The sequence below is a fragment of the Streptomyces sp. NBC_00510 genome (assembly GCA_036013505.1).
Lineage (GTDB): Bacteria > Actinomycetota > Actinomycetes > Streptomycetales > Streptomycetaceae > Actinacidiphila.
In genome coordinates this window covers 5,693,996-5,713,950 of sequence record CP107851.1, presented here as the reverse complement: position 1 = coordinate 5,713,950, position 19,955 = coordinate 5,693,996, and the positions used below count along the sequence as shown (strand labels likewise).

Annotated in this window: 19 protein-coding genes; 13 read left to right on the top strand and 6 right to left on the bottom strand. The window is 73.8% G+C overall.

Annotated elements, in window-relative coordinates; genetic code table 11:
* Window positions 1-9 precede the first annotated feature (9 nt).
* The 5 genes from OG937_25895 (at window position 10) to OG937_25875 (ending at window position 3,922) form a co-directional block, all read left to right on the top strand.
* A complete protein-coding gene (locus tag OG937_25895) occupies window positions 10-834 on the top strand; it encodes an arylamine N-acetyltransferase (protein ID WUD74883.1) in 825 nt (274 codons plus the stop codon).
* 160 nt (window positions 835-994) lie between these two features.
* Window positions 995-1,807, top strand: coding sequence for a helix-turn-helix transcriptional regulator (locus OG937_25890; GenBank protein WUD74882.1), 813 nt, complete (start codon window positions 995-997; stop codon window positions 1,805-1,807).
* Window positions 1,804-1,998, top strand: coding sequence for a DUF397 domain-containing protein (locus OG937_25885; GenBank protein WUD74881.1), 195 nt, complete (start codon window positions 1,804-1,806; stop codon window positions 1,996-1,998). Before OG937_25890 ends, OG937_25885 begins: the two co-directional genes overlap by 4 nt.
* 60 nt (window positions 1,999-2,058) lie before the next feature.
* The gene (locus OG937_25880) at window positions 2,059-2,709 is read left to right on the top strand and encodes a hydrolase (protein WUD74880.1); all 651 of its coding nucleotides are present in this window, start codon (window positions 2,059-2,061) and stop codon (window positions 2,707-2,709) included.
* Window positions 2,710-2,848: 139 nt separating this feature from the next.
* A complete protein-coding gene (locus tag OG937_25875) occupies window positions 2,849-3,922 on the top strand; it encodes a glycerophosphodiester phosphodiesterase family protein (protein ID WUD74879.1) in 1,074 nt (357 codons plus the stop codon).
* Window positions 3,923-3,990: 68 nt separating this feature from the next.
* Here the strand turns inward: OG937_25875 and OG937_25870 are convergent, their stop codons facing one another.
* From OG937_25870 to OG937_25860, 3 genes are all read right to left on the bottom strand, one after another.
* Complete coding sequence (locus tag OG937_25870) at window positions 3,991-4,896, bottom strand: DMT family transporter (protein WUD74878.1); 906 nt, start codon at window positions 4,894-4,896, stop codon at window positions 3,991-3,993.
* A gap of 186 nt (window positions 4,897-5,082) precedes the next feature.
* Complete coding sequence (locus OG937_25865) at window positions 5,083-6,279, bottom strand: MarP family serine protease (protein WUD74877.1); 1,197 nt, start codon at window positions 6,277-6,279, stop codon at window positions 5,083-5,085.
* A 274-nt stretch (window positions 6,280-6,553) separates the two neighbouring features.
* The gene (locus OG937_25860) at window positions 6,554-8,077 is read right to left on the bottom strand and encodes an MFS transporter (protein ID WUD74876.1); all 1,524 of its coding nucleotides are present in this window, start codon (window positions 8,075-8,077) and stop codon (window positions 6,554-6,556) included.
* A gap of 186 nt (window positions 8,078-8,263) precedes the next feature.
* On the opposite strand from OG937_25860, the gene OG937_25855 reads away from it, so the two are divergent.
* Together OG937_25855 and OG937_25850 are read left to right on the top strand one after the other, a co-directional pair.
* Window positions 8,264-8,533 (top strand): DUF2630 family protein, encoded by a 270-nt coding sequence (locus OG937_25855; GenBank protein WUD74875.1) that lies wholly within the window; start codon window positions 8,264-8,266, stop codon window positions 8,531-8,533.
* Complete coding sequence (locus OG937_25850) at window positions 8,530-8,838, top strand: N-acetyltransferase (protein ID WUD74874.1); 309 nt, start codon at window positions 8,530-8,532, stop codon at window positions 8,836-8,838. The genes OG937_25855 and OG937_25850 overlap by 4 nt, the downstream gene beginning before the upstream one ends.
* A 206-nt stretch (window positions 8,839-9,044) precedes the next feature.
* Here OG937_25850 and OG937_25845 read toward each other — a convergent pair whose 3' ends face one another.
* Both OG937_25845 and OG937_25840 read right to left on the bottom strand, forming a co-directional pair.
* Entirely contained in the window at window positions 9,045-9,656 is a 612-nt protein-coding gene (locus tag OG937_25845; protein ID WUD74873.1) for a TetR/AcrR family transcriptional regulator, read from the bottom strand.
* Between the two features lie 155 nt (window positions 9,657-9,811).
* Complete coding sequence (locus OG937_25840; protein WUD74872.1) at window positions 9,812-10,252, bottom strand: OsmC family protein; 441 nt, start codon at window positions 10,250-10,252, stop codon at window positions 9,812-9,814.
* A gap of 229 nt (window positions 10,253-10,481) precedes the next feature.
* Here OG937_25840 and OG937_25835 point away from each other — a divergent pair, with 229 nt between their 5' ends.
* From OG937_25835 to OG937_25810, 6 genes are all read left to right on the top strand, one after another.
* Window positions 10,482-13,007 (top strand): SpoIIE family protein phosphatase, encoded by a 2,526-nt coding sequence (locus tag OG937_25835; GenBank protein WUD74871.1) that lies wholly within the window; start codon window positions 10,482-10,484, stop codon window positions 13,005-13,007.
* Between the two features lie 72 nt (window positions 13,008-13,079).
* The gene (locus tag OG937_25830) at window positions 13,080-13,688 is read left to right on the top strand and encodes a helix-turn-helix domain-containing protein (protein ID WUD74870.1); all 609 of its coding nucleotides are present in this window, start codon (window positions 13,080-13,082) and stop codon (window positions 13,686-13,688) included.
* Window positions 13,685-14,986 (top strand): MFS transporter, encoded by a 1,302-nt coding sequence (locus OG937_25825; protein WUD74869.1) that lies wholly within the window; start codon window positions 13,685-13,687, stop codon window positions 14,984-14,986. The genes OG937_25830 and OG937_25825 overlap by 4 nt, the downstream gene beginning before the upstream one ends.
* 73 nt (window positions 14,987-15,059) lie before the next feature.
* Window positions 15,060-16,538: an NAD(P)/FAD-dependent oxidoreductase gene (locus tag OG937_25820; GenBank protein WUD74868.1), complete on the top strand. Its 1,479-nt coding sequence runs from the start codon at window positions 15,060-15,062 to the stop codon at window positions 16,536-16,538.
* A gap of 76 nt (window positions 16,539-16,614) precedes the next feature.
* The gene (locus OG937_25815) at window positions 16,615-17,568 is read left to right on the top strand and encodes a hypothetical protein (protein WUD74867.1); all 954 of its coding nucleotides are present in this window, start codon (window positions 16,615-16,617) and stop codon (window positions 17,566-17,568) included.
* Entirely contained in the window at window positions 17,565-18,335 is a 771-nt protein-coding gene (locus tag OG937_25810) for a peptidoglycan-binding protein (GenBank protein ID WUD74866.1), read from the top strand. Before OG937_25815 ends, OG937_25810 begins: the two co-directional genes overlap by 4 nt.
* Here OG937_25810 and OG937_25805 read toward each other — a convergent pair.
* Window positions 18,284-19,885 (bottom strand): IucA/IucC family siderophore biosynthesis protein, encoded by a 1,602-nt coding sequence (locus tag OG937_25805; protein ID WUD74865.1) that lies wholly within the window; start codon window positions 19,883-19,885, stop codon window positions 18,284-18,286. The genes OG937_25810 and OG937_25805 overlap by 52 nt on opposite strands.
* Between the last annotated feature and the right edge of the window lie 70 nt (window positions 19,886-19,955).

The window sequence follows — 19,955 nt, the reverse complement described above, 5'->3', positions numbered from 1 at the left end:
GGTGGTCGTATGACGCTCGATCTCGATGCCTATCTCGCCCGCATCGGCTGGGCCGGGGAACGCCGCCCCACGGCGGAGGTGCTGCGGTCCGTGCACCGCGCCCACATGCTGGGCATCCCGTTCGAGAACCTCGACCCCGTCCTGGGCCGGGCGCCCTCGCTCGCGCTGCCCGACCTGGAGGCCAAGCTCGTCCACGGCCGGCGCGGCGGCTACTGCTACGAGCACAACACCCTTTTCGCCGCCGCGCTCACCGCCCTCGGGTTCCGGGTCACGCTGCTCACCGCACGCGTGCTGGTGGGGGCGAAGCCGGGGGACGTCCGCCCCCGTACGCACATGCTCATGCTCGCCGAGGTGCCCGGCGAGCCGGTGCCGTACGTGAGCGACGTCGGCTTCGGCAGCATCGGCGCCCTGCTGGAGCCGTTGCCGCTGGTGGCGGACGTGGAGCTGCACGACGCGCCGCGCCGCCACCGGCTGGTCCACGCGCCGCACGACGGGCCGCTGGAACTGTGGAAGCTCCAGGCGTACCCGCCCGGCGCCGGTGACGACGGCTGGGAGGACCAGTACGCCTTCACGGTGGAGCCCTTCCAGGCCCCCGACTACGAGGTCATCAACTGGCACGTGGCGACCAACCCGCGCTCCCCCTTCTCCCGCGGCGTCTACGCCCAGCGCACCACCGGCGAGGCGCACCTGTCCCTGACCGGACGCCGCCTGACGGAGACGACGGCCGACGGCACCCGCAAGGAACGGCAACTGGCGGACGCGGACGAGGTGCTGCGGGTCCTGGCGGACGACTTCGCCGTACGGCTCCCGGAGGGGACGCGGCTGCCGGAGTGACCGGGCGCTGCGACGCGTCCTTCCCCTCGGCGCGATGACAGCCGGCCCGCCGATTCCCCGCGTCAGGTGAATTTCACCGGTTCCCGGCGTGCCGCCGGCCGCCGCGTGCCTAGCGTGGCGCTGCGGGACGACGCCAGGGGAGCCGGACGGGGGTGGCCGCGTGACGGTCGAGGACAAGCGCTCGGTGAGCATGAGGATCTTCGGGGACCTGCTCAAGGCGCTGCGCGAGGGCCAGGGGCTCACCCTGGACGCGGTGGCGGCGCACACGGGCTACTCGAAGTCGCAGACCGTCAAGATCGAGTGCGGTGAGCGCATCGCCAGCACGGCGTTCATCGATAGGGCCGAGCAACTGCTGGGCTCACCCGGGGTGCTGAAGGCGGTGGCACCCCATCTGTCCCGGGAGAAGCTGCCCGTGGGGTACGGGGAGTACGCGGACGAGGAGGCCCGGGCGCTGAGCCTGGGCGCCTACGACTCCCACGTCGTCAACGGCCTGCTGCAGACCGAGGCCTACATGCGCGCGGTCTTCGGGGCCCGCTGTCCGGCCCTGGAGGAGGACGAGGCCGAGCGCTGGACCGAGGACCGGCTGGCCCGCCAGGCGCTGTTCACGCGCAAGCCGGTGTGCATGCTCTCCTTCGTCCTGGAGGAGTGGGTCCTGCGCCGCCCGACGGGCGGACCGGCCGTGATGGGGGAGCAGTTGCGGCACCTCGTCGAGGTGGGGCGGCGGCGCAACGTCCAGATCCAGGTGATGCCGGCGCGCTACGGGACCCACGCCGGCCTCGACGGCCCCTTCACCCTGCTGGAGAACCCCGAACGCCAACTGCTCGCCTACGCCGAGGGCCAGGCCGGGGGCCTGCTCACCGATGACCGGAAAAGGGCCGGTCTGCTCCACCAGCGCTATGGCATGATCCGGGCGCAGGCCCTCACGCCGGAGGACTCTGCCAAGGTGATCGAGCAGATTGCGGGTGAACTGTGAGCGCTCTCGTGTGGTTCACGTCCCGTCACAGCGGCAGTGACGGCGGTCAGTGCGTCGAGGTGGCGGTCGGCCCGGCCGCCGTCCACGTACGGGACTCCAAGGACAGGTCCGGCCCGGTTCTGGCCTTCGAGCCGGACGCGTGGACCGCGTTCGTGGCCTTCGCCGGCCAATTGTCCGAGCCCCAAGGATAGTTACCAACCGGTAATCCGAACGCCAGTTTCCGCTCACCCGCACCAGCGAACGTACGGTGCATGACAACCCTCAAAACCCTCACCTGGAGACGCGGCGCCGTCGTCGCGGCGATCATCGCCGCCGGGGTGTCCGGCATCGCGCTCCCCGCCGACGCGCACGCCGCCGAGCCCACCGGCGTCCCGGTGGCGGCGGCCACCACGGCCTCCGCCACCGCCGCCTCGGTCGACCACGAGACCTGGCTGCGGGACGTGCGCCCGGTGATCGACCAGGCGCACACCTACGTCCAGGACCGCACGGCCGCCCGCAAGCCCGGCGAGAAGCTGGCGATCGTGCTGGACATCGACAACACCGCGCTGGAGACCTACTTCGACTGGTGGTTCCCGCCGGCCGTGGCACCGACGCGTGACCTCGCCCGGTACGCGGACTCCCGTGGCGTGGACGTCTTCTTCGTCACCGCCCGGCCGGACTTCATCTACCCGGCCACGCATTACAACCTCGACCGCGAGGGCTACCCGGTCGCCGGGCTCTACGGCCGTTCGATCCCGGACCTCTTCGACGAGGTCGGCGCTTACAAGACGGCGCAGCGCGTCGCCATCGAGAAGCGCGGCTACACGATCGTCGCGAACATCGGCAACAACACCACCGACCTGGTGGGCGGCCACGCCGAGCGCACCTTCAAGCTCCCCGACTACGACGGCCTCCTGGACTGACACCGTCCGTGACCGGGCCGCGCCCGGGGGACGATCGTTCCCCGGGCGTTCACCATGCCCTCATGCGCGGGCTTCGTACGCGCTCGACCTGCGGCTTAGCGTCACGAGGTCCTGTTCGTCCGATGTAGACGAGGTGTAAATGTCCCTCCGGCACGCAATCGCAGCCCTGGCCGTCGTACCCGCGCTCGTGGTCCCCACCGCCGCCCAGGCGGCCACGGCCCACCACGGCCACGGCCACTCCCCCAAGGCCTCCTTCGACCTGCAGGCCCACCGCGGTGGCATCGGCATGACCACCGAGGAGTCCCTGGAGGGCTTCGGCAAGGCCCTGCGCCTCGGGGTGAGCACCCTGGAGCTGGACACCCACGTCACCAAGGACCAGAAGGTCGTGGTCAACCACGACCGCCAGATCAGCGCCCAGAAGTGCAAGGACACCGGCCCCGTGACGGCGGGCGACCCGATGTACCCGTACGTCGGCAAGTACATCAAGGACCTGACGCTGGCCCAGATCAAGACGATGGACTGCGGTTACCAGCAGCTGCCCGGCTTCCCCGAGCAGGAGCAGGTCAAGGGCCACCGCATGGTGGAGCTCAAGGACGTCCTGGGCCTGGTCAAGAGCTACAAGGCCAAGAAGGTCAAGCTCAACATCGAGACCAAGGTGGAGGCCGGCGCCCCCGAGCAGACCGCGCCGCGCGAACTGTTCGTGCGCCGGGTCTTCGAGGAGATCCACCGCTCGGGCATCGAGAAGCAGGTCACCATCCAGTCCTTCGACTGGGGCGCCCTGAACGAGATGCACAAGCTCGCGCCGAAGTACCCGCTGGTGGCGCTCACCAACTACGACTTCCTCCAGGTCGGCAAGCCCGGCGCCTCCCCGTGGCTCGGCGGCATCGACGCCGACGACTACGACGGCGACTTCGTCAAGGCCGCCGCCGCCATACCGGGCGTCAAGGCGCTCTCCCCGGTCTACGGCATGCCGCAGAACGGCACCATCGCCGACCCGAACTTCAGGTTCTACGTCACCGAGAAGATGGTGGACGACGCCCACAAGCGCGGCCTGAAGGTCATCCCGTGGACCTGTGACGACAACCCGACCATCGAGGCCCTGATGGACATGGGCATCGACGGCATCATCACCGACTACCCCAACCACGTCCGGCAGATCATGGCCGACCGCGGCATGCGCCTGCCCAAGGCGTACCCCGCCCCGCGCCACTGACGAGGCGCCCCGCACGCGCGGACGCCCCCTGGACCGGCTGCCGGTTCCGGGGGCGTCCGCGCGTGCGTTCACATGGTCGAGGCGGCGGGTTCCCCGGCCGGGCTGGCCAGGTGCTCCTCGGGGTGGACGCACTTGTACAGGCACTGGGTGCGGGACATCGCGAAGACGCCGTAACTGAGCACCGCGAACCCCGCCAGCGCGGGCAGCAGCCAGAAGCCGGTGCGCGGCTGCTCGCCGTAGAGCGTGACCCCCAGGCAGAAGCCGACGACGGCGTCGCCGAGCGTCAGGGCGGGCTGGGAGGCGATCAGCGGTCCCCCCTGCATCGCGGTCCCCAGCAGGAACAAGGAGAACCCGCCGGCCGCGGCGAAGGCGTAGGTCTGCCAGGACAGCAGCCAGGCCCCGACCCCCTGGTGCTCCAGGACGTCCATGGACGACTTGATCAGCGCGGCCGTGAGGGCGTTGCCGACCGCCGCCGCCCCACCGAGGCAGGCGGCACGCATCAGGCCGGTGGGCCGCCGCAGCCCGGCGAGCACCAGCACGGCGCCGAGCCCGCCGACGATCAGCAGCGTGGGCACCCACCAGATGCCCGGCACCTGGTCCCGCCCCCCGCTGGGTGCCATCGAGAAGAGGAACAGCGCCAGGCCCCCGGCGATGCACGCCACACTGACCCACGCCTTGTGGGACAGCTCCACGTGGAAGACCATGCCGCCGATCACCAGGGCCAGCGGCAGTTCCAGGATGAACACCGGCTGGACCGCGGCGAGCGAACCGGTGCCCAGCGCCAGGGCCTGGAAGATCGCGGCGAGGATGACGCCGAGGATGCCGGCGAGCCAGACCGGGGTGCGCAGCAGGTCCTTCATCAGGCCCAGGCGCAGGGATTTCGAGGCGGGGACGGTGAGCACCGCGCGCCTCTGCAGGACCGTCCCGAAGGCGTTGCTGCAGGCCGCGAGGACGGCGAAGAGGATGGAGATCATGACAACGGCACCACTCCCGCGTGCTCGGCCGCGGTCGTCCTCGTCCGGCTCGGCGCCGGACGAGGCTCGATGGGTTCGATGGCTTCGATGATTTCGGTGGTTTCGTCCGGTTTTCCGCGTAAAGGGAAAGTCTAACGTCGAACGTATGCGGAGGCCCGCCGCGGTCCGGCGGTCACCGTGCGGCCGTCACAGCGCGGCCCGGTCGCCGGTGTCCACCGGCTCCGTGGCGCGCGCCCCGCGCAGCGCGTCGGAGCGCACCTCGTCGGCGGTCAGTACGTAGCCCGTCGTGGAGTCGGTGGTGGAGCGGGCGAAGACCACCCCGTAGACACGTCCGGAGGTGTCCAGCAGCGGGCCGCCGGAGTTGCCGGGGCGCACCACGGACCGGACCTGGTAGATGTCGCGGGTGACCGTACCGTCGCCGTAGATGTCCTGGCCGGTGGCGCGGATGCGGCCGGCCACCGTCGCGGCGCGCAGGTCGAGGCCGCCGTCCTGCGGGTAGCCCGCCACGACCGCGCCGTCACCGCTCACGGCGTCGTCGGTGAAGCTCAGCGCGGGCGCGTCCAGCCCCGGGACGTCCAGGACAGCGACGTCCTTGCCGGGGTCGAAGAGCACCACGGTGGCCCGGTAGGCCCGCCCGAGGCCGCCGACCTGCACCGCGGGTTCGTCCACCCCGGCCACCACGTGGGCGTTGGTCATGACGTGCTCGTCGGCGAAGACGAAACCGGTGCCCTCCTGGCCCTGGCGGCGGCCGTCCACGGAGGCGACGCCCTCGATCTTGACGGTGCTGCGCGCGGCCGCGCCGGCCGCGGCGGTGGTGACGTTGTCCCCGGAGGGCGCGGGCACCCCGTTGACGGGCTCGGACTCGAAGGGGTTGAACACCTGCGGGAACCCGGCCTCGGCCAGTGCGCTGGTCGCCCTGCTGAACCAGGTGGGTGCCTGCCGGGGCATGGTGTCCTGGACCGCGCCGAGCACCTCGGACCCGCGGATCGACTGCGCCAGCACGCTGGAGGAGGACGTCACCAGCACGCTCGCGGCCACCCAGGCGACCAGCAGCACGGCCACGGCGTTCGCCACCGCGCCGCCCACCCCGTCGAGCCAGCGCAGCGGGCCCCAGTCCAGACCCGTCCGCACCTTCCAGGCGACCCCGGAGGCGAGGGCGTGCCCGCCGGCCGCGGGCACCAGGACGGTCAGCAGCGCGACCAGCGTCGCCCGTGGCGTGCCCGACTCGACGTACTGCAGCACGTACGGCAGCAGCCACACGCCGACCACCGCACCGCCGAGGAAGCCCGCGAGCGAGATGCAGCCCGCGACCAGTCCGCGCCGGAAGCCGGCGACTGCGTAGGCGACGGTCAGCACCAGCAGCAGGAGGTCGAGCAGGTTCAACCGAGGGGCCTTTCGACGAAACCCTATGGACCAGTGAAAACGCACATTAACTGACCATAGGTTCCCTTTTGCGGTGCACCGCACGCAGATTCCGTCACATCCGCCCCGGGCTCCCCGGATCACCGTGGAATCGCATGGGAAAGGCCCGGCACGGCTTCCGTGTGCAACCACGGACGCCGGCACCGGGCCCTCCGTCGCACCGCACCCCGTCCCCACGGGTCGGCGCGTGCGGGACCTTCCCACCGCTCAGGGGCGGCCCCGCAGCTCATCCCCCCTACATGTGGACGACCGGGGCGGCCTCAGCATTCCCGTCCTGAGCAGGAATTCCTCGCCGGTACAGCAGGAAGCTGATCACCAGGCCGGCGGCGAAGAAGGCCGCGGCCCACCAGTAGGCCGTCGCGTAGCCCTCCAGCGCGGCCTGCGCCTTCACCAGCGGATCGGTGCGGTGGGCCAGGGCGTAGTCGGTGGCGGCACCGGTGGCCAGGGTGTTCAGCAGCGCGGTGCCGATCGAGCCGCCGACCTGCTGCATGGCGTTGACGGCGGCGGAGGCGACGCCCGCGTCCTCGGTGCCGACACCGGTGGTGGCCAGGTTCATCGCGGGCGGGAAGATCAGGCCCATGCCCAGGCCGATCACCAGCAGCGGCGGCAGCACGTCGGCCGCGTAGCCGCTGTCCAGGCCGAGCCCGGTCAGCCAGGCCAGGCCCGCCGCCGCGAGGCCGAAACCGGCCGGCACCACGGGCTTCGGGCCCACCCGGGGCACCAGCACGGTGGTGGCGACCTGGGCGCCGACCATCAGGGCGCCGACCAGCGGGAGGAAGGCCAGGCCCGTCCTGACCGAGGAGTAGCCGAGGGTGAGCCGCAGGTAGTAGGTGAGGAAGAGGAAGACCGCGAACATGCCGGCGCTGGAGACCAGCGAGGCGGCGAAGGAGGCGCCCCGGTTGCGGTCCAGCAGCACGCGCAGCGGCAGCAGCGGGTGCCGCGCCCGGGTCTGCCACCTGACGAAGGCGGCCAGCAGCAGCGCTCCCACGGCCAGGTAGCCCCACACCTGCGGCGAGCTCCAGTCGTGGCTCTCGGCGTTGGAGAAGCCGAAGACGACGGCGAACAGCCCGGCGGAGACCAGCACGGTGCCGGGCAGGTCGATCGTCGCGCCGGGACGGCGGCTCGCCCGCCGCAGCAGGGCCGCGCCGCCGAGGAAGGCGGCCAGTGCGAAGGCCAGGTTGACGTAGAGGGTCCAGCGCCAGTTCAGGTACTCGGTCAGCACCCCGCCGAGCAGCAGGCCGACGGCCGCCCCGGAGCCGGCGATGGCGCCGTAGATGCCGAAGGCGCGGGCGCGTTCCCTGGCGTCGGTGAAGGTCGTGGTGAGCAGCGAGAGCGCGGCGGGCGCGAGGAGCGCTCCGAAGGCTCCCTGCAGGGCCCGGGCGGTCACCAGCATCTCGAAGCTGCCGGCGGCGCCGCCGAGCGCGGAGGCCCCGGCGAAGCCCGCGACGCCGATGAGGAAGGCGGTCTTGCGGCCGAAGAGGTCCGCGATCCGGCCGCCGAGCAGCAGCAGGCTGCCGAAGGCGAGGGCGTAGGCGGTGACGATCCACTGCCGGTTGCCGTCGGTGAAGCCCAGGTCGGCCTGGGCGGAGGGGAGGGCGATGTTCACGATGGTCGCGTCGAGCACGACCATCAGCTGCGCGATGCCGATGACGGCGAGGACCCACCAGCGCTGCGCCCCCGGGGCGTCGGGCGCCTTCGTCTCGGCCCCCACGGGGGGCGCGCCGGTGCCAGCCTTCGGGTCGGCGGTGCTCTGGGACATGCGGGACGCGCTCCAGTCGGTCACGGGGAGGGCAGGGAGGAGTCGGGACGCCGGGAACCCGACGAGATACGAAACCGTTTCGTACACGTCGAGACTAGGGCCCGTCTTATCGAAACGCAAGTGTTTCGATCGCAGGGGCGCAACCGGCTGCCTAGAGTGGGAGCCGAGGACCGAGGAGGTGCGGCCGTGGCCGAGCAGCACACGGGAGATCGCCCCGAGAGGGCGATCCTGGAACGGATCAGCGCGATGGTCTCCGACGAGAGGACCCTGCGCGAGCTCCTCAGCGAGGGACGGGTGGACAGCGGGACCGAGCAGGCCCGGCTCGACGAGCTGGAGCGCGAGCTCGACCAGTGCTGGGACCTGCTCCGCCAGCGCCGCGCCAAGACCGAGGCGGGCGGGGACCCGGGCGAGGCGAAGGTGCGCCCCTCGCACACCGTGGAGGGCTACCAGTCGTGAAGAGCGACGCGAAGGTGACGGACACCCCCGGCGCGCGCCGCTACGAGGCGCACGTCGGCGGCAGGCTGGCGGGCTTCGCCACGTACATCCGCACCCCCGAGATGATCGCCTTCCTGCACACCGAGGTGGACCCGGAGTTCGAGGGCCGGGGCGTGGGCTCCGCGCTCGCCCGCCACGCGCTGGACGAGGCGCGGGAGCACGGCCAGAGTGTGCTGGCGGCCTGCCCGTTCATCGCGGGCTGGATCGCGCACCACCCCGAGTACGAGGACCTGGAGTACCGGCCGCGCAGCACGGTCAGCGACTGACGCCTGCGGCGCGGCTGCGGTTTGGTTTTTCCCCGCCCGCCCTCCCCTGGGCCCCGGCCGGTCAGTGACCGCCTCGCATCGTGCGCCTGGGTCGGTGGCGCGCCGGCGCACTCCCCCGGCCAAAGCCTGGGGGAGGGGAGGGCGGGCGGGGGACAGCCCGCCGCAGGCGCAACGCACCCGCACACGACAACCGGCCGGAACGGGCGTCAGCGCCCGCGCCCCGGCCCGATGCCGAGCGCCGGCAGCACCACCGCGTCGATGTAGCGGTGCATGAAGGCGGCGTCGACCTCCACGTCCTCCAGCAGGCGGCGGGTGATCACGGCGCCGAGCATCATGTGCGGCATGAACTCGGCCGCGGGGACGGCGGCGTCGATCTCCCCCCGGTCGGCGGCCCGCCCCAGCAGCTGCCGCACCCCGGTGAGCTCGGGCTCGATCAGGTGCTGGCGCATCGCCTCGGCGAGGTCGGGGTTGGTGGCGGAGGCGTGGGCCAGGCCCCGGATCAGCGGGGTGTCCACGTCCGAGCCGTCGCCGATGCGGTCGGCGAGCTCGTGCAGGTCGCCGGGGAGCGAACCGGTATCCACGTTCTCCACGTGCACCGGCTTGGTGCACCTGAGCGCGGTCACGACCAGCTCCGGCTTGCTCTTCCACTGCCGGTAGAGGGTGGCCTTGCTGGACCGGGTGCGGGTGGCGACCGCGTCCATCGTCAGCGCGTCGTACCCGACCTCGCGCAGCAGGTCGATCACCGCGCCGTACAGCTCCTGCTCCCGCTCGGGCGTCAGCCGCGTGCGGCGCGCCGGTGCGCTCGCGTCGGTCGTCATGTTCCGTGCTCCGTCTCTCGTCCCCTGCGAAACGGTTTCGTATCCCAACGACAATATGGCACCGCCCACCGAAACCGAAACGTTTCGATGGGCGGTGCACACGGTCCGGCTCCGGGCCGGCGCAGGGCCGGCTCGCGGGCCGGCGCCGCGCGGCGTCAGGCCAGCGAGGCCGTGAGCGTGATCTCCGTGCCCGCGAGCGCCTTGCTCACCGGGCAGTTCGCCTTGGCGTCCTCGGCCGCCTTGACGAACTCCGCCTCGTCGATCCCGGGCACCTCGGCCTCGACGGTCAGGTGGATGCCGGTGATCCCGGTGCCCGGCTTGAAGGTGACGTCGGCCTGCGTGCGCAGCCGGGTCGGCGGGGTGCCCGCCTTGCCCAGGCCGGCCGACAGGGCCATCGAGAAGCAGCTGGAGTGGGCGGCGGCGATGAGCTCCTCGGGGCTGGTCTTCCCGCCCGGCTCCTGGGAACGGGCTACCCAGGTCACCGGGTACTCCCCGATGCCGGAGGAGTCGAGGGTCACGACCCCGCTGCCCTCCGTCAGACTGCCGTCCCAGACGGTGTGCGCGACCCGCGTGGTGGAGTGCGGCGTGGTGGACATGGTGGATCCTCCCAAGTACGGCGTACGGCTGCGGCGGGTCCAAGTCTTCACCACCGCGCGCCGCTTCGCGAAGCGATCTCCCCCGCCGTGACGGTCGTGTTGCACCCTGTCAAACGGGCCGTCACCCACAAGGGTGGCTGTAGGCAGGGATTTCACCGACCCGCCCCCCGTCGCCGTGCCGCCGCCCTACGTTCGGGACCTGGGACGCGGACGTCAAGGAGTGAGCCTGGTGGTCGAATCCGTGCGGGTACCCATCCTCGCTTCGTGGGAACGCTGTCAGACCGCCGGCCTCGACCCCGAACGGCTCGAGGTCCCGTACACCGACGACGTCGACCCCGCCGGGGCACTGGTCCGGGCCGCCGGTCCGGTCCTCGACCGGCTCGCCGGCACGCTCTCCGGCACCCGTACCGCCGTCCTGCTCACCGACGACCGGGGGCTGGTGATCGACCGCCGGGCCGCCGAGCCGCCGCTGCTGCCCGCCCTGGACCGGGTCCGGCTCGCCCCGGGCTTCAGCTACCACGAACTCGACGCCGGGACCAACGGCATCGGCACCGCCCTGGCCGCCCGGCACCCCGTCCGCGTCTCCGGCGAGGAGCACTTCTCCGCCGCCCTGCGCGGCTTCACCTGTTTCGGCGTGCCCGTCCGCCACCCCCTCAGCGGCCGGGTGGAGGGCGTGCTCGACCTCACCAGCCTGTACGGCGACGCGCACCCCCTCATGGCCGAACTCGCCCGCGGCTGCGCCCTCGCCATCGAGCAGCGGCTCCTGGAGGAGTGCGGCGAACGCGAACGCGCCCTGCTGCACGGCTACCTGACCGCCGAGCACCGCGACGCCACGGCCGCCCCCCCGCGGCTCGACGGCGTGGGGCACATCCCCGGCGTCGGCCCCCCGGCCGGGCTCACCGACGGGGACGAGTCGGCGCTCGCCGAGACCGCGGCCGGGCTGATCGCCACCGGACGGCGGGAGGCGCTCGAACTCCCCCTCTCCCACGGCCGCACGGCCCACCTGCTGTGCCGGCCCCTCGCGGGCGGCGCCGTCGTGGAGGTCAGCGTGCCCGGGGACGCCGGCTCGCGCGGCGACGCCCCCGGCGGGGCCGCACGCCGCCCGCTGCTGGTCGGCGAGCCGGGGGTCGGCCGCCTGGCCGTCGCCGCGCGCCGCCGCCTGGAACTGCTCAGCGACGCCGCCCTGCGGATCGGCACCACCCTCGACGTCGCCCGCACCGCCCGCGAGATTGTCGAGGCCGCCGTGCCCCGGTTCGCCGACCACGCGACCGTCGACCTGTACTGCCCCGTCCTGAACGGCACGGCCCCCGGTGACCCCGGAGCGGAGCTGCGCCGGGTGGCGGCGGACGGCACGGCCCGCGGCCACGGCCCGTACGCCAGAGGCGAACCGATTCACCTCCTCCCGGACAGCCCCCAGGCCAGAGCGCTGTACGGCGGCTCCGCGGTCCGCGACACCTCCCCGGGCCCGGACGGCGAGCCGTGCGCCGTCATCGCCGTCCCCCTGCGCGCCCGCGACACCCTGCTGGGCGTCGCCACCTTCCAACGCGCCGCGCGGACCGAACCGTTCGCCGAGGACGACCTCACCCTCGCCCGCGACCTCGCCGCCCGCGCCGCCATCTGCATCGACAACGCGCGGCTCTTCACCCGCGAGCACCACCTCGCCCTCGAACTCCAGCGCAGCCTGCTGCCCCGCGGCGTACCGGAGCAGCACGCCGTGGACGTCGCCCACCGCTACCTCCCTGCGGCGCGCGGCCGGGTCGGCGGCGACTGGTTCGACGTCATCCCGCTCTCCGGCGCGCGGGTGGCCCTGGTCGTCGGTGACGTCGTCGGGCACGGGATCCACGCCGCCGCCGCCATGGGCCGGCTGCGCACCGCCGTGCACAACTTCTCCGCCCTCGACCTGCCCCCGGACGAGCTGCTGGGCCGCCTGGACGACCTCGTCGTCCGCCTCGACGACGAGAGCGGCACCGGTCCCGGCCTCGCCGGCGCGACCTGCCTCTACGCGGTCTACGACCCGGTCGCACGGCGCTGCCAGCTGGCCCGGGCCGGTCATCCGCCGCCCGTACTGCTCGCCCCGGACGGCGAGGTGCGCTTCCCCGACCTGCCCGCCGGACCGCCCCTGGGCCTGGGCGGACTGCCCTTCGAGGCCGCCGAGTTCGCGGTCCCCGAGGGCAGCGGCCTCGTCCTGTACACCGACGGCCTCATCGAGGGCCGCCACCTCGACCCGGACACCGGGATGCGCCGGCTCGGCCGCGCCCTCACCGCCGTCCCGCGGGACTGCCCGCCGGAGGAGGTCTGCGCGGCGCTCGAGGCCGCGCTGCGCCCCGCCCCCTCCGCCGACGACGTCGTCCTGCTCGTCGCCCGCACCCGGTCCCTGGACGAGCGCCAGGTCGCCTGCTGGGACGTGCCCGACGACCCCGCGGCCGTCTCCGCGCTCCGCTCCGCGATCACCCGCCGGCTGCGGGCCTGGGGTCTCGACGAACTCACCTTCACCACCGAGCTGATCGCCAGCGAGCTGATCACCAACGCCATCCGCCACGGCGCGGGCCCCGTGCAGGCCAGGCTGCTGCGCGACCGGGCGCTGGTCTTCGAGGTCGCCGACGCCAGCGGCACCTCCCCCCGGCTGCGCCGCGCGGCCACCACCGACGAGGGCGGCCGCGGGATCTTCCTCGTCGCCCAGCTCTGCCGCCGCTGGGGCACCCGCTACACCGAACGGGGCAAGGTCATCTGGACGGAGCAGCAACTGCCCGCGTGAAGCGGGCCCGTCAGCGGCACAACATGCAGAGAATTCTCTGCAGAGATTCCTCTGCAACACTAGGCTGCCCGCGTGACCGACGAACCCGAACACGCCCCGCCGCCCCAACCCACCCGGTCCACCCGGCGACTCGACGCCCGGAGCCTGCGCGGGCTGGCCCATCCGCTCCGCATGGGCATCCTGGAAGTGCTCAACCTGCACGGCCCCGCGACCGCCACCGGCCTGTCCCGCCGGCTCGGCGAGAACACCGGGACCGTCAGCTGGCATCTGCGGCACCTGGCCGAACACGGCTACATCGAGGAGGAGACCGGCCGTGGCACCAAGCGCGAACGCTGGTGGCGCGCGGTCTCCGACGCGCACCTGCTGAACCCCGCCGAGTTCCACGGCGACCCCGGCACGCAGGACGCGCTCGCGGTCTACCTGCGCCAGCTGGCCCAGCAGTTCCTCACGCGCACCCTGACCTACCTCGACGGCGACTGGGACGCCGCATGGCGGCAGGCCGCCACCCTCTCCGACTGGCGGAACCTGCGCCTGGCCCCCGACGAACTCGCCCGGCTCAACCGGGACCTGATGGAGGTCGTCGCCCGGCACACCCCCGCCCCCGGCACCGAGCCGTCCCCCGGGGCGCTGCCGGTGATCGTCCAGGTCCAGTCCTTCCCGCGCGAGGACGACGCACGATGAGCGACCGCCGGCACGGAGGGCTGCTGCGGCACCATCACGACTTCCGGCTGCTGTGGTGCGGCGAGACCACCGGCAGGCTCGGCGCGTCGGTCACCGCGGTCGCCCTGCCGCTGGCCGCCGTGTCCACACTGCACGCCGGCACCTTCGAGGTCGGTCTGCTGAGCGCCTGCGCCTGGCTCCCCTGGCTCGTCATCGGCCTCCCGGCCGGCGTCCTCGTCGACCGCCTCCGCCGCAGACCGGTCATGCTGGCCGCCGCGGGGGCCTCGCTCGCGCTGTTCGCCGCCGTCCCGGTGGCCGCACGGCTGGGGGCGCTCACCATGGGACTGCTCCTGGTGGTCACCCTCCTGACCGGAACGGCCGCGGTGTTCTTCCAGACGGCCTACAGTGCCTACCTGCCCACCCTGCTCGCACCCGAGGACCAGGCCGAGGGCAACGCCAAACTGCAGGGCAGCGCCGCCGCGGCGCAGATCGCCGGCCGGGGCGCGGGCGGCCTCTTCGCCCAACTGGCCGGTGCGGTCGACGCGTTGTACGTGAACGCCGCGACCTTCCTGGTCTCCCTGCTCTGCCTGTCCGGGATCAGGCACCGCGAGCCCCGCCCCGCCCCCGCCGCCCCCGGCGCGCGCCGCACGAGGATGACCGGCGACATCGCCGCCGGGCTGCGCCTGGTCGCCGGAGACCCGTGGCTGCGGACGCTGACGCTGTTCGGTGCCGCCTCCAACCTCGCCCTGATGGCCTACCAGTCGATCCAGGTTCCGTTCCTGGTGCGTCACGTCGGCCTGAGCCCGGGCGCGGTCGGCGCGCTGGTCGCCGCCGCGAGCGCGGGCGGCGTCGCCGGGGCACTGCTCGTCCACCGGGTCGCGGCGCGGACCGGCACCGCCCGCGCCACGCTCCTGTTCGAGGCCGGGCTGGCCGTGCCCGCCCTGCTCATCCCGCTCACGACACGCGGAGCCGGGGTCCTGCTGTACGCGGCCGGGGGCTTCTGCGTCTCCGCGGGCGTGGTCGCGGGCAACGTCCTCAAGGCGGGCTTCCAGCAACGCCGCTGCCCGCCCCACCTCCTGGGGCGGATCACCGCCGGCACCACGTTCCTGAACTACGGCACGCTTCCCGTCGGCGCGCTGCTGGGCGGCACGCTCGGCACCGTCCTCGGCCTGCCCGCCGCCCTGTGGATCAGCACGGCGGGGGTGCCGCTGGCCGGCCTGGTGCTGCTGCTGTCCCCGCTCCGCACCGCCAGGGACCTGCCGACGGACCCGCTCCCCACCGGCGGCACCGCCCCCGCCAGGGCCGGCGCGGCCGGGTGAGGCCGTACGGGTGAAGCGGCGGGACACGCTGGTTCCGGCTGTGCGCGGACGCGGTGTTGCCTACGGTGGAACCATGACCACGGCGGCAGACAGCAGCACGAACGCGAGCACGGACACCTACGACGTCATCGTCATCGGCGCGGGCCCCACCGGGGAGAACCTCGCCGACCGCACCAGGCAGGCCGGACTGACCACCGTGGTGGTCGAGGCGGAACTGGTCGGCGGCGAGTGCTCCTACTGGGCGTGCATCCCCAGCAAGGCGCTGCTGCGCCCGCAGGCGGCCCTGGACGCCGCGCGGGCGGTCGCGGGGGCACGGGAGGCGGCCGGCGGGCGGCTCGACGCCGCCGCGGTGCTGGCCCGGCGCGACTGGTGGACCGGGAACTGGAAGGACGACGGGGCGGTGGGCTGGCTGGACTCGGCCGGCATCGACCTCGTCCGGGGGCGTGGCCGGCTCGACGGCCCGCGCCGGGTCGTGGTCGACACCCCGGACGGCGGCGAGCGCGTCCTGGTCGCCCGGCACGCCGTGGCGGTCTGCACCGGTACCCGCGCGCAACTGCCCGACCTGCCCGGCATCGCCGACGACCACGTGTGGACCAGCCGCGACGCCACCAGTTCCCCCGAGGTGCCGGGGCGGCTCGTGGTGGTCGGCGGAGGCGTCGTCTGCGTCGAGATGGCGACCGCCTGGCGGTCGCTCGGCTCCGAGGTGACCGTGCTGGTCCGCGGCTCCGGGCTGCTGCCCCGCTGGGAGCCGTTCGTGGGCGAGCTCGTCGCGGACGGGATGCGCGCCGCCGGGGTGGACATCCGCACCGGCGTGTCGGTCACCGAACTGCGGAGGGCCTCGGAGTCCGGGCCGATCACCCTGGCGCTCTCCGACGGGTCGGAACTCGTCACCGACGAGGTCCTGTTCGCCACCGGCCGCGTCCCGCACACCGATGCCCTGGGCCTGGAGACGGTCGGCCTCACCCCCGGATCGTGGCTGGAGGTCGACGACACCTGCCTGGTCAAGGGCGTCGAGGGCGTCTGGCTGTACTGCGCGGGCGACACCAACCACCGCGCCCTCCTCACCCACCAGGGCAAGTACCAGGGCCGTATCTCCGGCGCCGCCATCGCCGCCCGCGCCAAGGGGGAACCCCTGGACACCGTCCCCTGGGGCCGGCACGCGGCCACCGCCGACAACGTCGCCGTCCCCCAGGTCGTCTTCACCGAGCCCGAGGCCGCCGCCGTCGGCATCACCGCCGAGCAGGCCGAGCGGGAGGGCCGCCGCGTCAAGGTGGTGGACTACGACATCGGCAACGTCTCCGGAGCCGGGCTGTACGCAGACGGGTACAAGGGCAAGGCGCGTGCCGTCGTCGACCTGGACCGGGGTCACCTCGTCGGCGTCACCTTCGTCGGCCCGTCGGTCGGCGAACTGCTGCACTCCGCCACCATCGCCGTCGCCGGCGAGGTGCCGCTGGAACGGCTGTGGCACGCCGTACCGGCCTTCCCCACGATGAGCGAGGTGTGGCTGCGGCTGCTGGAGACCTACCGGGACGCGCCGGACGGCGAAGGCTGACGGAGACGGCGGCCCCGGGCGCCTGCCGATAGGATCGCGCCCTGCTCGTCGAGTCCAGGTCGAGGGGACAGTTGAGGTGGGGATTTTCCGGCGCGGGCCGAAGCGTGACCAGCGGGACGCACCCCGCGACCCCGAGTACGCCTTCTTCTCGGTGGACGAGGGTGCGCGCTTCCGCGCGATCGTGCGCGAGTCGTTCGCCGAACTCGGGCTGGAGGTCACGGTCTTCGCCGACATGGTGACCGACGACTCCGGCCGTCGCTTCGGGCTCGGCAACCTCGCCGCGCTGTGCCACAACGACCGGCGCGGCCCGCGCGTGTGGCCGCTGCTGGCGCGGGAGCACATCGGTGCGGTGCTGCGCACCCTCGACGGGCCCTCGCCGCTGGAGACCCTGCCCGCCGAGGAGATCCGCGAACGGCTCTACCCGCGTCTGGTCACCCCCGACGCGGTCGACCCGGAGACCTTCCGCTACGCCCGGGTCGCCGCGCCCGGGCTGCTGGAGGTACTCGCCCTGGACCTCCCGGAGAGCGTGATGACGCTCGCCGACCACGCCCTGGTCCCGCTCGGCGACGCCCGTGAGCTGCGCGGCCGCGCCCTGCTCAACCTGCGCGACCTGCCGGTGGAACGGCACGAGGTGGTCCGGCACGCCGACGTGCGCTTCGACGTCCTCGTGGGCGACTCCTTCTTCACCGCCGCCCGGGTGCTGGTCCTGGACGAGCTGGTGGAACGGGTCACCGGGGAGCCGCTGACCGCCGACGGGGCACTGGTGGCCATGCCGTTCCGGCACCAGCTGGCCTTCCACGCCATCCGTGACAGCGGCGTCATCCCGGCGCTCAACGGCATGGCGGGTTTCGCGGCGGCGGGTCACGAGGACGCGGTGGGCCCCATCAGCCCGTACGTCTACTGGTGGCGGGACGGCGTGCTGACCCAGCTCAGCCGGAAGGACGGCGACGGGCTGCTGATCACCGTCGGCGAGGAGTTCCAGGACGTCCTCGAACGCCTCGTGCCCGACCAGGCGGGCGAGGAGAGATGAACGACGGCCGGGCGGGCGGGACGACCGTCAGACCGCTGATAGGCGTGGGCCCCGAGGGGCCCGCGCCCGACTACGCCGAACTGTTCCCCGAGAAGCCGCACGGCACGGGCGATGGCCCCGGCGACCCGCAGGGGTCGCCGCCGCGGGTACCGCACCCGGCGGGCGGGCGCCGCGGGGCGCGCCGCGGGGCGGCCCGCTCCCGGCGGCGCTTGCGGGCCGTCGTCACGGTGGCCGGGGCGGTCGCCGGCGTCGGCGTCCTGGCCCTGCTCGGGCACCTCGTCACCGGTCCGGGCGAGGCCGACCGCGCGCTGCCCGATCCGAGCACCTCGCCGCCGCGGCTCGCGCTGCCCAGCCTGCCGGACTCCGACGGCACCACGCAGCCCTCGCGCGGCGCCTCGGCCCCGTCGGCACGTACGGGCACGGGCGACGCCTCCCCGGCAGCCTCCGGTTCCGCGTCCGGCACCCTGCCACGGGCCTCCGCCACGGGCACCGCGACCGCCACCACCCCGGGCGGGACCACCGGCACCGCGACCGCCGGTTCCGGCGCGGTGCTCAAGCCCGGCTCGCGCGGTCCCGAGGTCGTGGCGCTGCAGCAGCGGCTCGCCCAGGTCCAGCTCTACGACGGTCCGGCCGACGGCAAGTACGACGGCGGCGTCAAGTACGCCGTCCAGCGGTACCAGACGGGCTACGGCGTCACGGGCGACACCTCCGGGTTCTACGGCCCCGCCACGCGCCGTTCGCTGGAGTCGGTCACCACGGCGCCCTGAGGCCGCAGCGGGTTCGGCAGCGGCAGGTAGCGGGCGGCGGCGCCGTCCGCGCCGGTCCAGCGCAGCAGCAGGTTGGTCTTCGCGGGGACGTACGGGGCGGCGAGCAGCTCCCGGACGGGCGCCGGGTCCCCCTGCCCCGCCGCCCACTCCACGAGGAACGCCCGGGCCCGCGCCCACAGCACCGGCGTGAGCGCCGGGTGGCGTTCGGCGACCGCGCCCGCGATCTCCAGCAGGTTGTTGGTGACGAGGCAGTAGACCAGGCGTTCCCAGCCGTGGGCGGCGTCCACGCCGGGGCCGGGCGCGTCCGGACGTGCGTGGCGGCCGAGCAGCTCCCGGTGCCGCTCCTCGACCAGCTTGACGCCCTCGTGGTCACGGAAGAGCGCCTGGCCGGGCACGCCGTCGGCGTCCACGGCGACGAGCACGTTCTGCAGGTGGCACTCCAGCACCGCCCCGTGCCGGAGGTACGTGTGCAGCACAGGCGGCACGACCTGCCGCAGGTACGCCTCCCACCAGGCCAGTGCGCCGTCCGCGGTCAGGCCCGGCGCGGCGAGCGGGCTGCCCTCGTACCCCTCGGCGACGGCCGCCGCGAGCAGCGGGGTCAGCCCGGGGCGCAGGTGCTCCCCGAAGCCGTCGCGGACGAGCACGGCCAGCCCCTCGAAGGCGTCCCGGCCGCCCAGGCCGGCGGTCCGGTAGCCGCGGTCGGACAGGACGTCCGCCTCCGGGACCGCGCGCAGCACCTCGTCCACCGGCCCGAGCCAGCGCAGGTCGTGCCGCCACAGCCGGCGGATGTCGTTGGTGATCCGCACGTCGAGGCTGAACTTCAGGAAGAGGTCGGCGTCCGGCAGGTACACCGTCCGCAGGGACGCCGTCGGCACGGCCGGTACGGCGGTGTGCCCCAGGCGCAGCAGGCGCCCGTCCCGGAACGCGGGGAGGTCGCCCAGCAGGGCCAGCTGCCAGGGGTGCGCGGGCAGCACCCGGTAGCCCTCGGGGACGTCCGGGTACAGCCGGTCGAGCATCGAGGTGTCGCCCTCACCGGCCAGCAGGTCCGCGCGGACCGCGAGCAGCGTGAGCGGGAAGCTCGTGTGCGCCTCCGGCGCGTAGGGCAGCCAGCTCTCCGGCGGGCCGCCGCCGCGGGTCTTGGGGGCGGGGTGGTGGCGGTGACCGGCCACCAGGGCCTGCTCGGAGCGCAGGTACGGATCGGCGGGCGGCGGCGCGTGCTCACGGGCCTCCAGCAGGGCGGCGAGCACGTCGCGGCTGTCGCCGATCTCGGCGGGCAGCCCGGCACCCGCGACACCGGTGCGCGCGGTGAGCTCCGCGGCGGCGACGTCGACCAGCGCCTCCAGCGGGAGCGGCCGCCAGCCGTCCCCGGCGCGCAGCTCGGGCCCGGCGGGATGGCGCCCGGCCCGCACCCGCAGCAGCCGGCCGGTCGCGGGCAGCCGGTGGACCGGACGGCCCCCGTCCTCGCCCGCGGCCTCGGCGAGCTCGCGCAGCAGGCAGTTCAGCAGGGCCGTCGCGGAGAGCGCCTCGGCGCGGTCCCAGGCGTCACCCACGACGGCTCGTTCCCGCTGGTCGGTGCGCTGGTCGATGCACGGTCGGCCGCCTCCTGCGTAGGGTAGGGAC

Coding starts and splice junctions, on each gene's coding strand:
- OG937_25895 (WUD74883.1), top strand. CDS start 10: ATGACGCTCGATCTCGATGCCTATCTCGCCCGCATCGGCTGGGCCGGG.
- OG937_25880 (WUD74880.1), top strand. CDS start 2,059: ATGACAACCCTCAAAACCCTCACCTGGAGACGCGGCGCCGTCGTCGCG.
- OG937_25875 (WUD74879.1), top strand. CDS start 2,849: ATGTCCCTCCGGCACGCAATCGCAGCCCTGGCCGTCGTACCCGCGCTC.
- OG937_25870 (WUD74878.1), bottom strand. CDS start 4,896: ATGATCTCCATCCTCTTCGCCGTCCTCGCGGCCTGCAGCAACGCCTTC.
- OG937_25860 (WUD74876.1), bottom strand. CDS start 8,077: ATGTCCCAGAGCACCGCCGACCCGAAGGCTGGCACCGGCGCGCCCCCC.
- OG937_25845 (WUD74873.1), bottom strand. CDS start 9,656: ATGACGACCGACGCGAGCGCACCGGCGCGCCGCACGCGGCTGACGCCC.
- OG937_25840 (WUD74872.1), bottom strand. CDS start 10,252: ATGTCCACCACGCCGCACTCCACCACGCGGGTCGCGCACACCGTCTGG.
- OG937_25825 (WUD74869.1), top strand. CDS start 13,685: ATGAGCGACCGCCGGCACGGAGGGCTGCTGCGGCACCATCACGACTTC.
- OG937_25820 (WUD74868.1), top strand. CDS start 15,060: ATGACCACGGCGGCAGACAGCAGCACGAACGCGAGCACGGACACCTAC.
- OG937_25810 (WUD74866.1), top strand. CDS start 17,565: ATGAACGACGGCCGGGCGGGCGGGACGACCGTCAGACCGCTGATAGGC.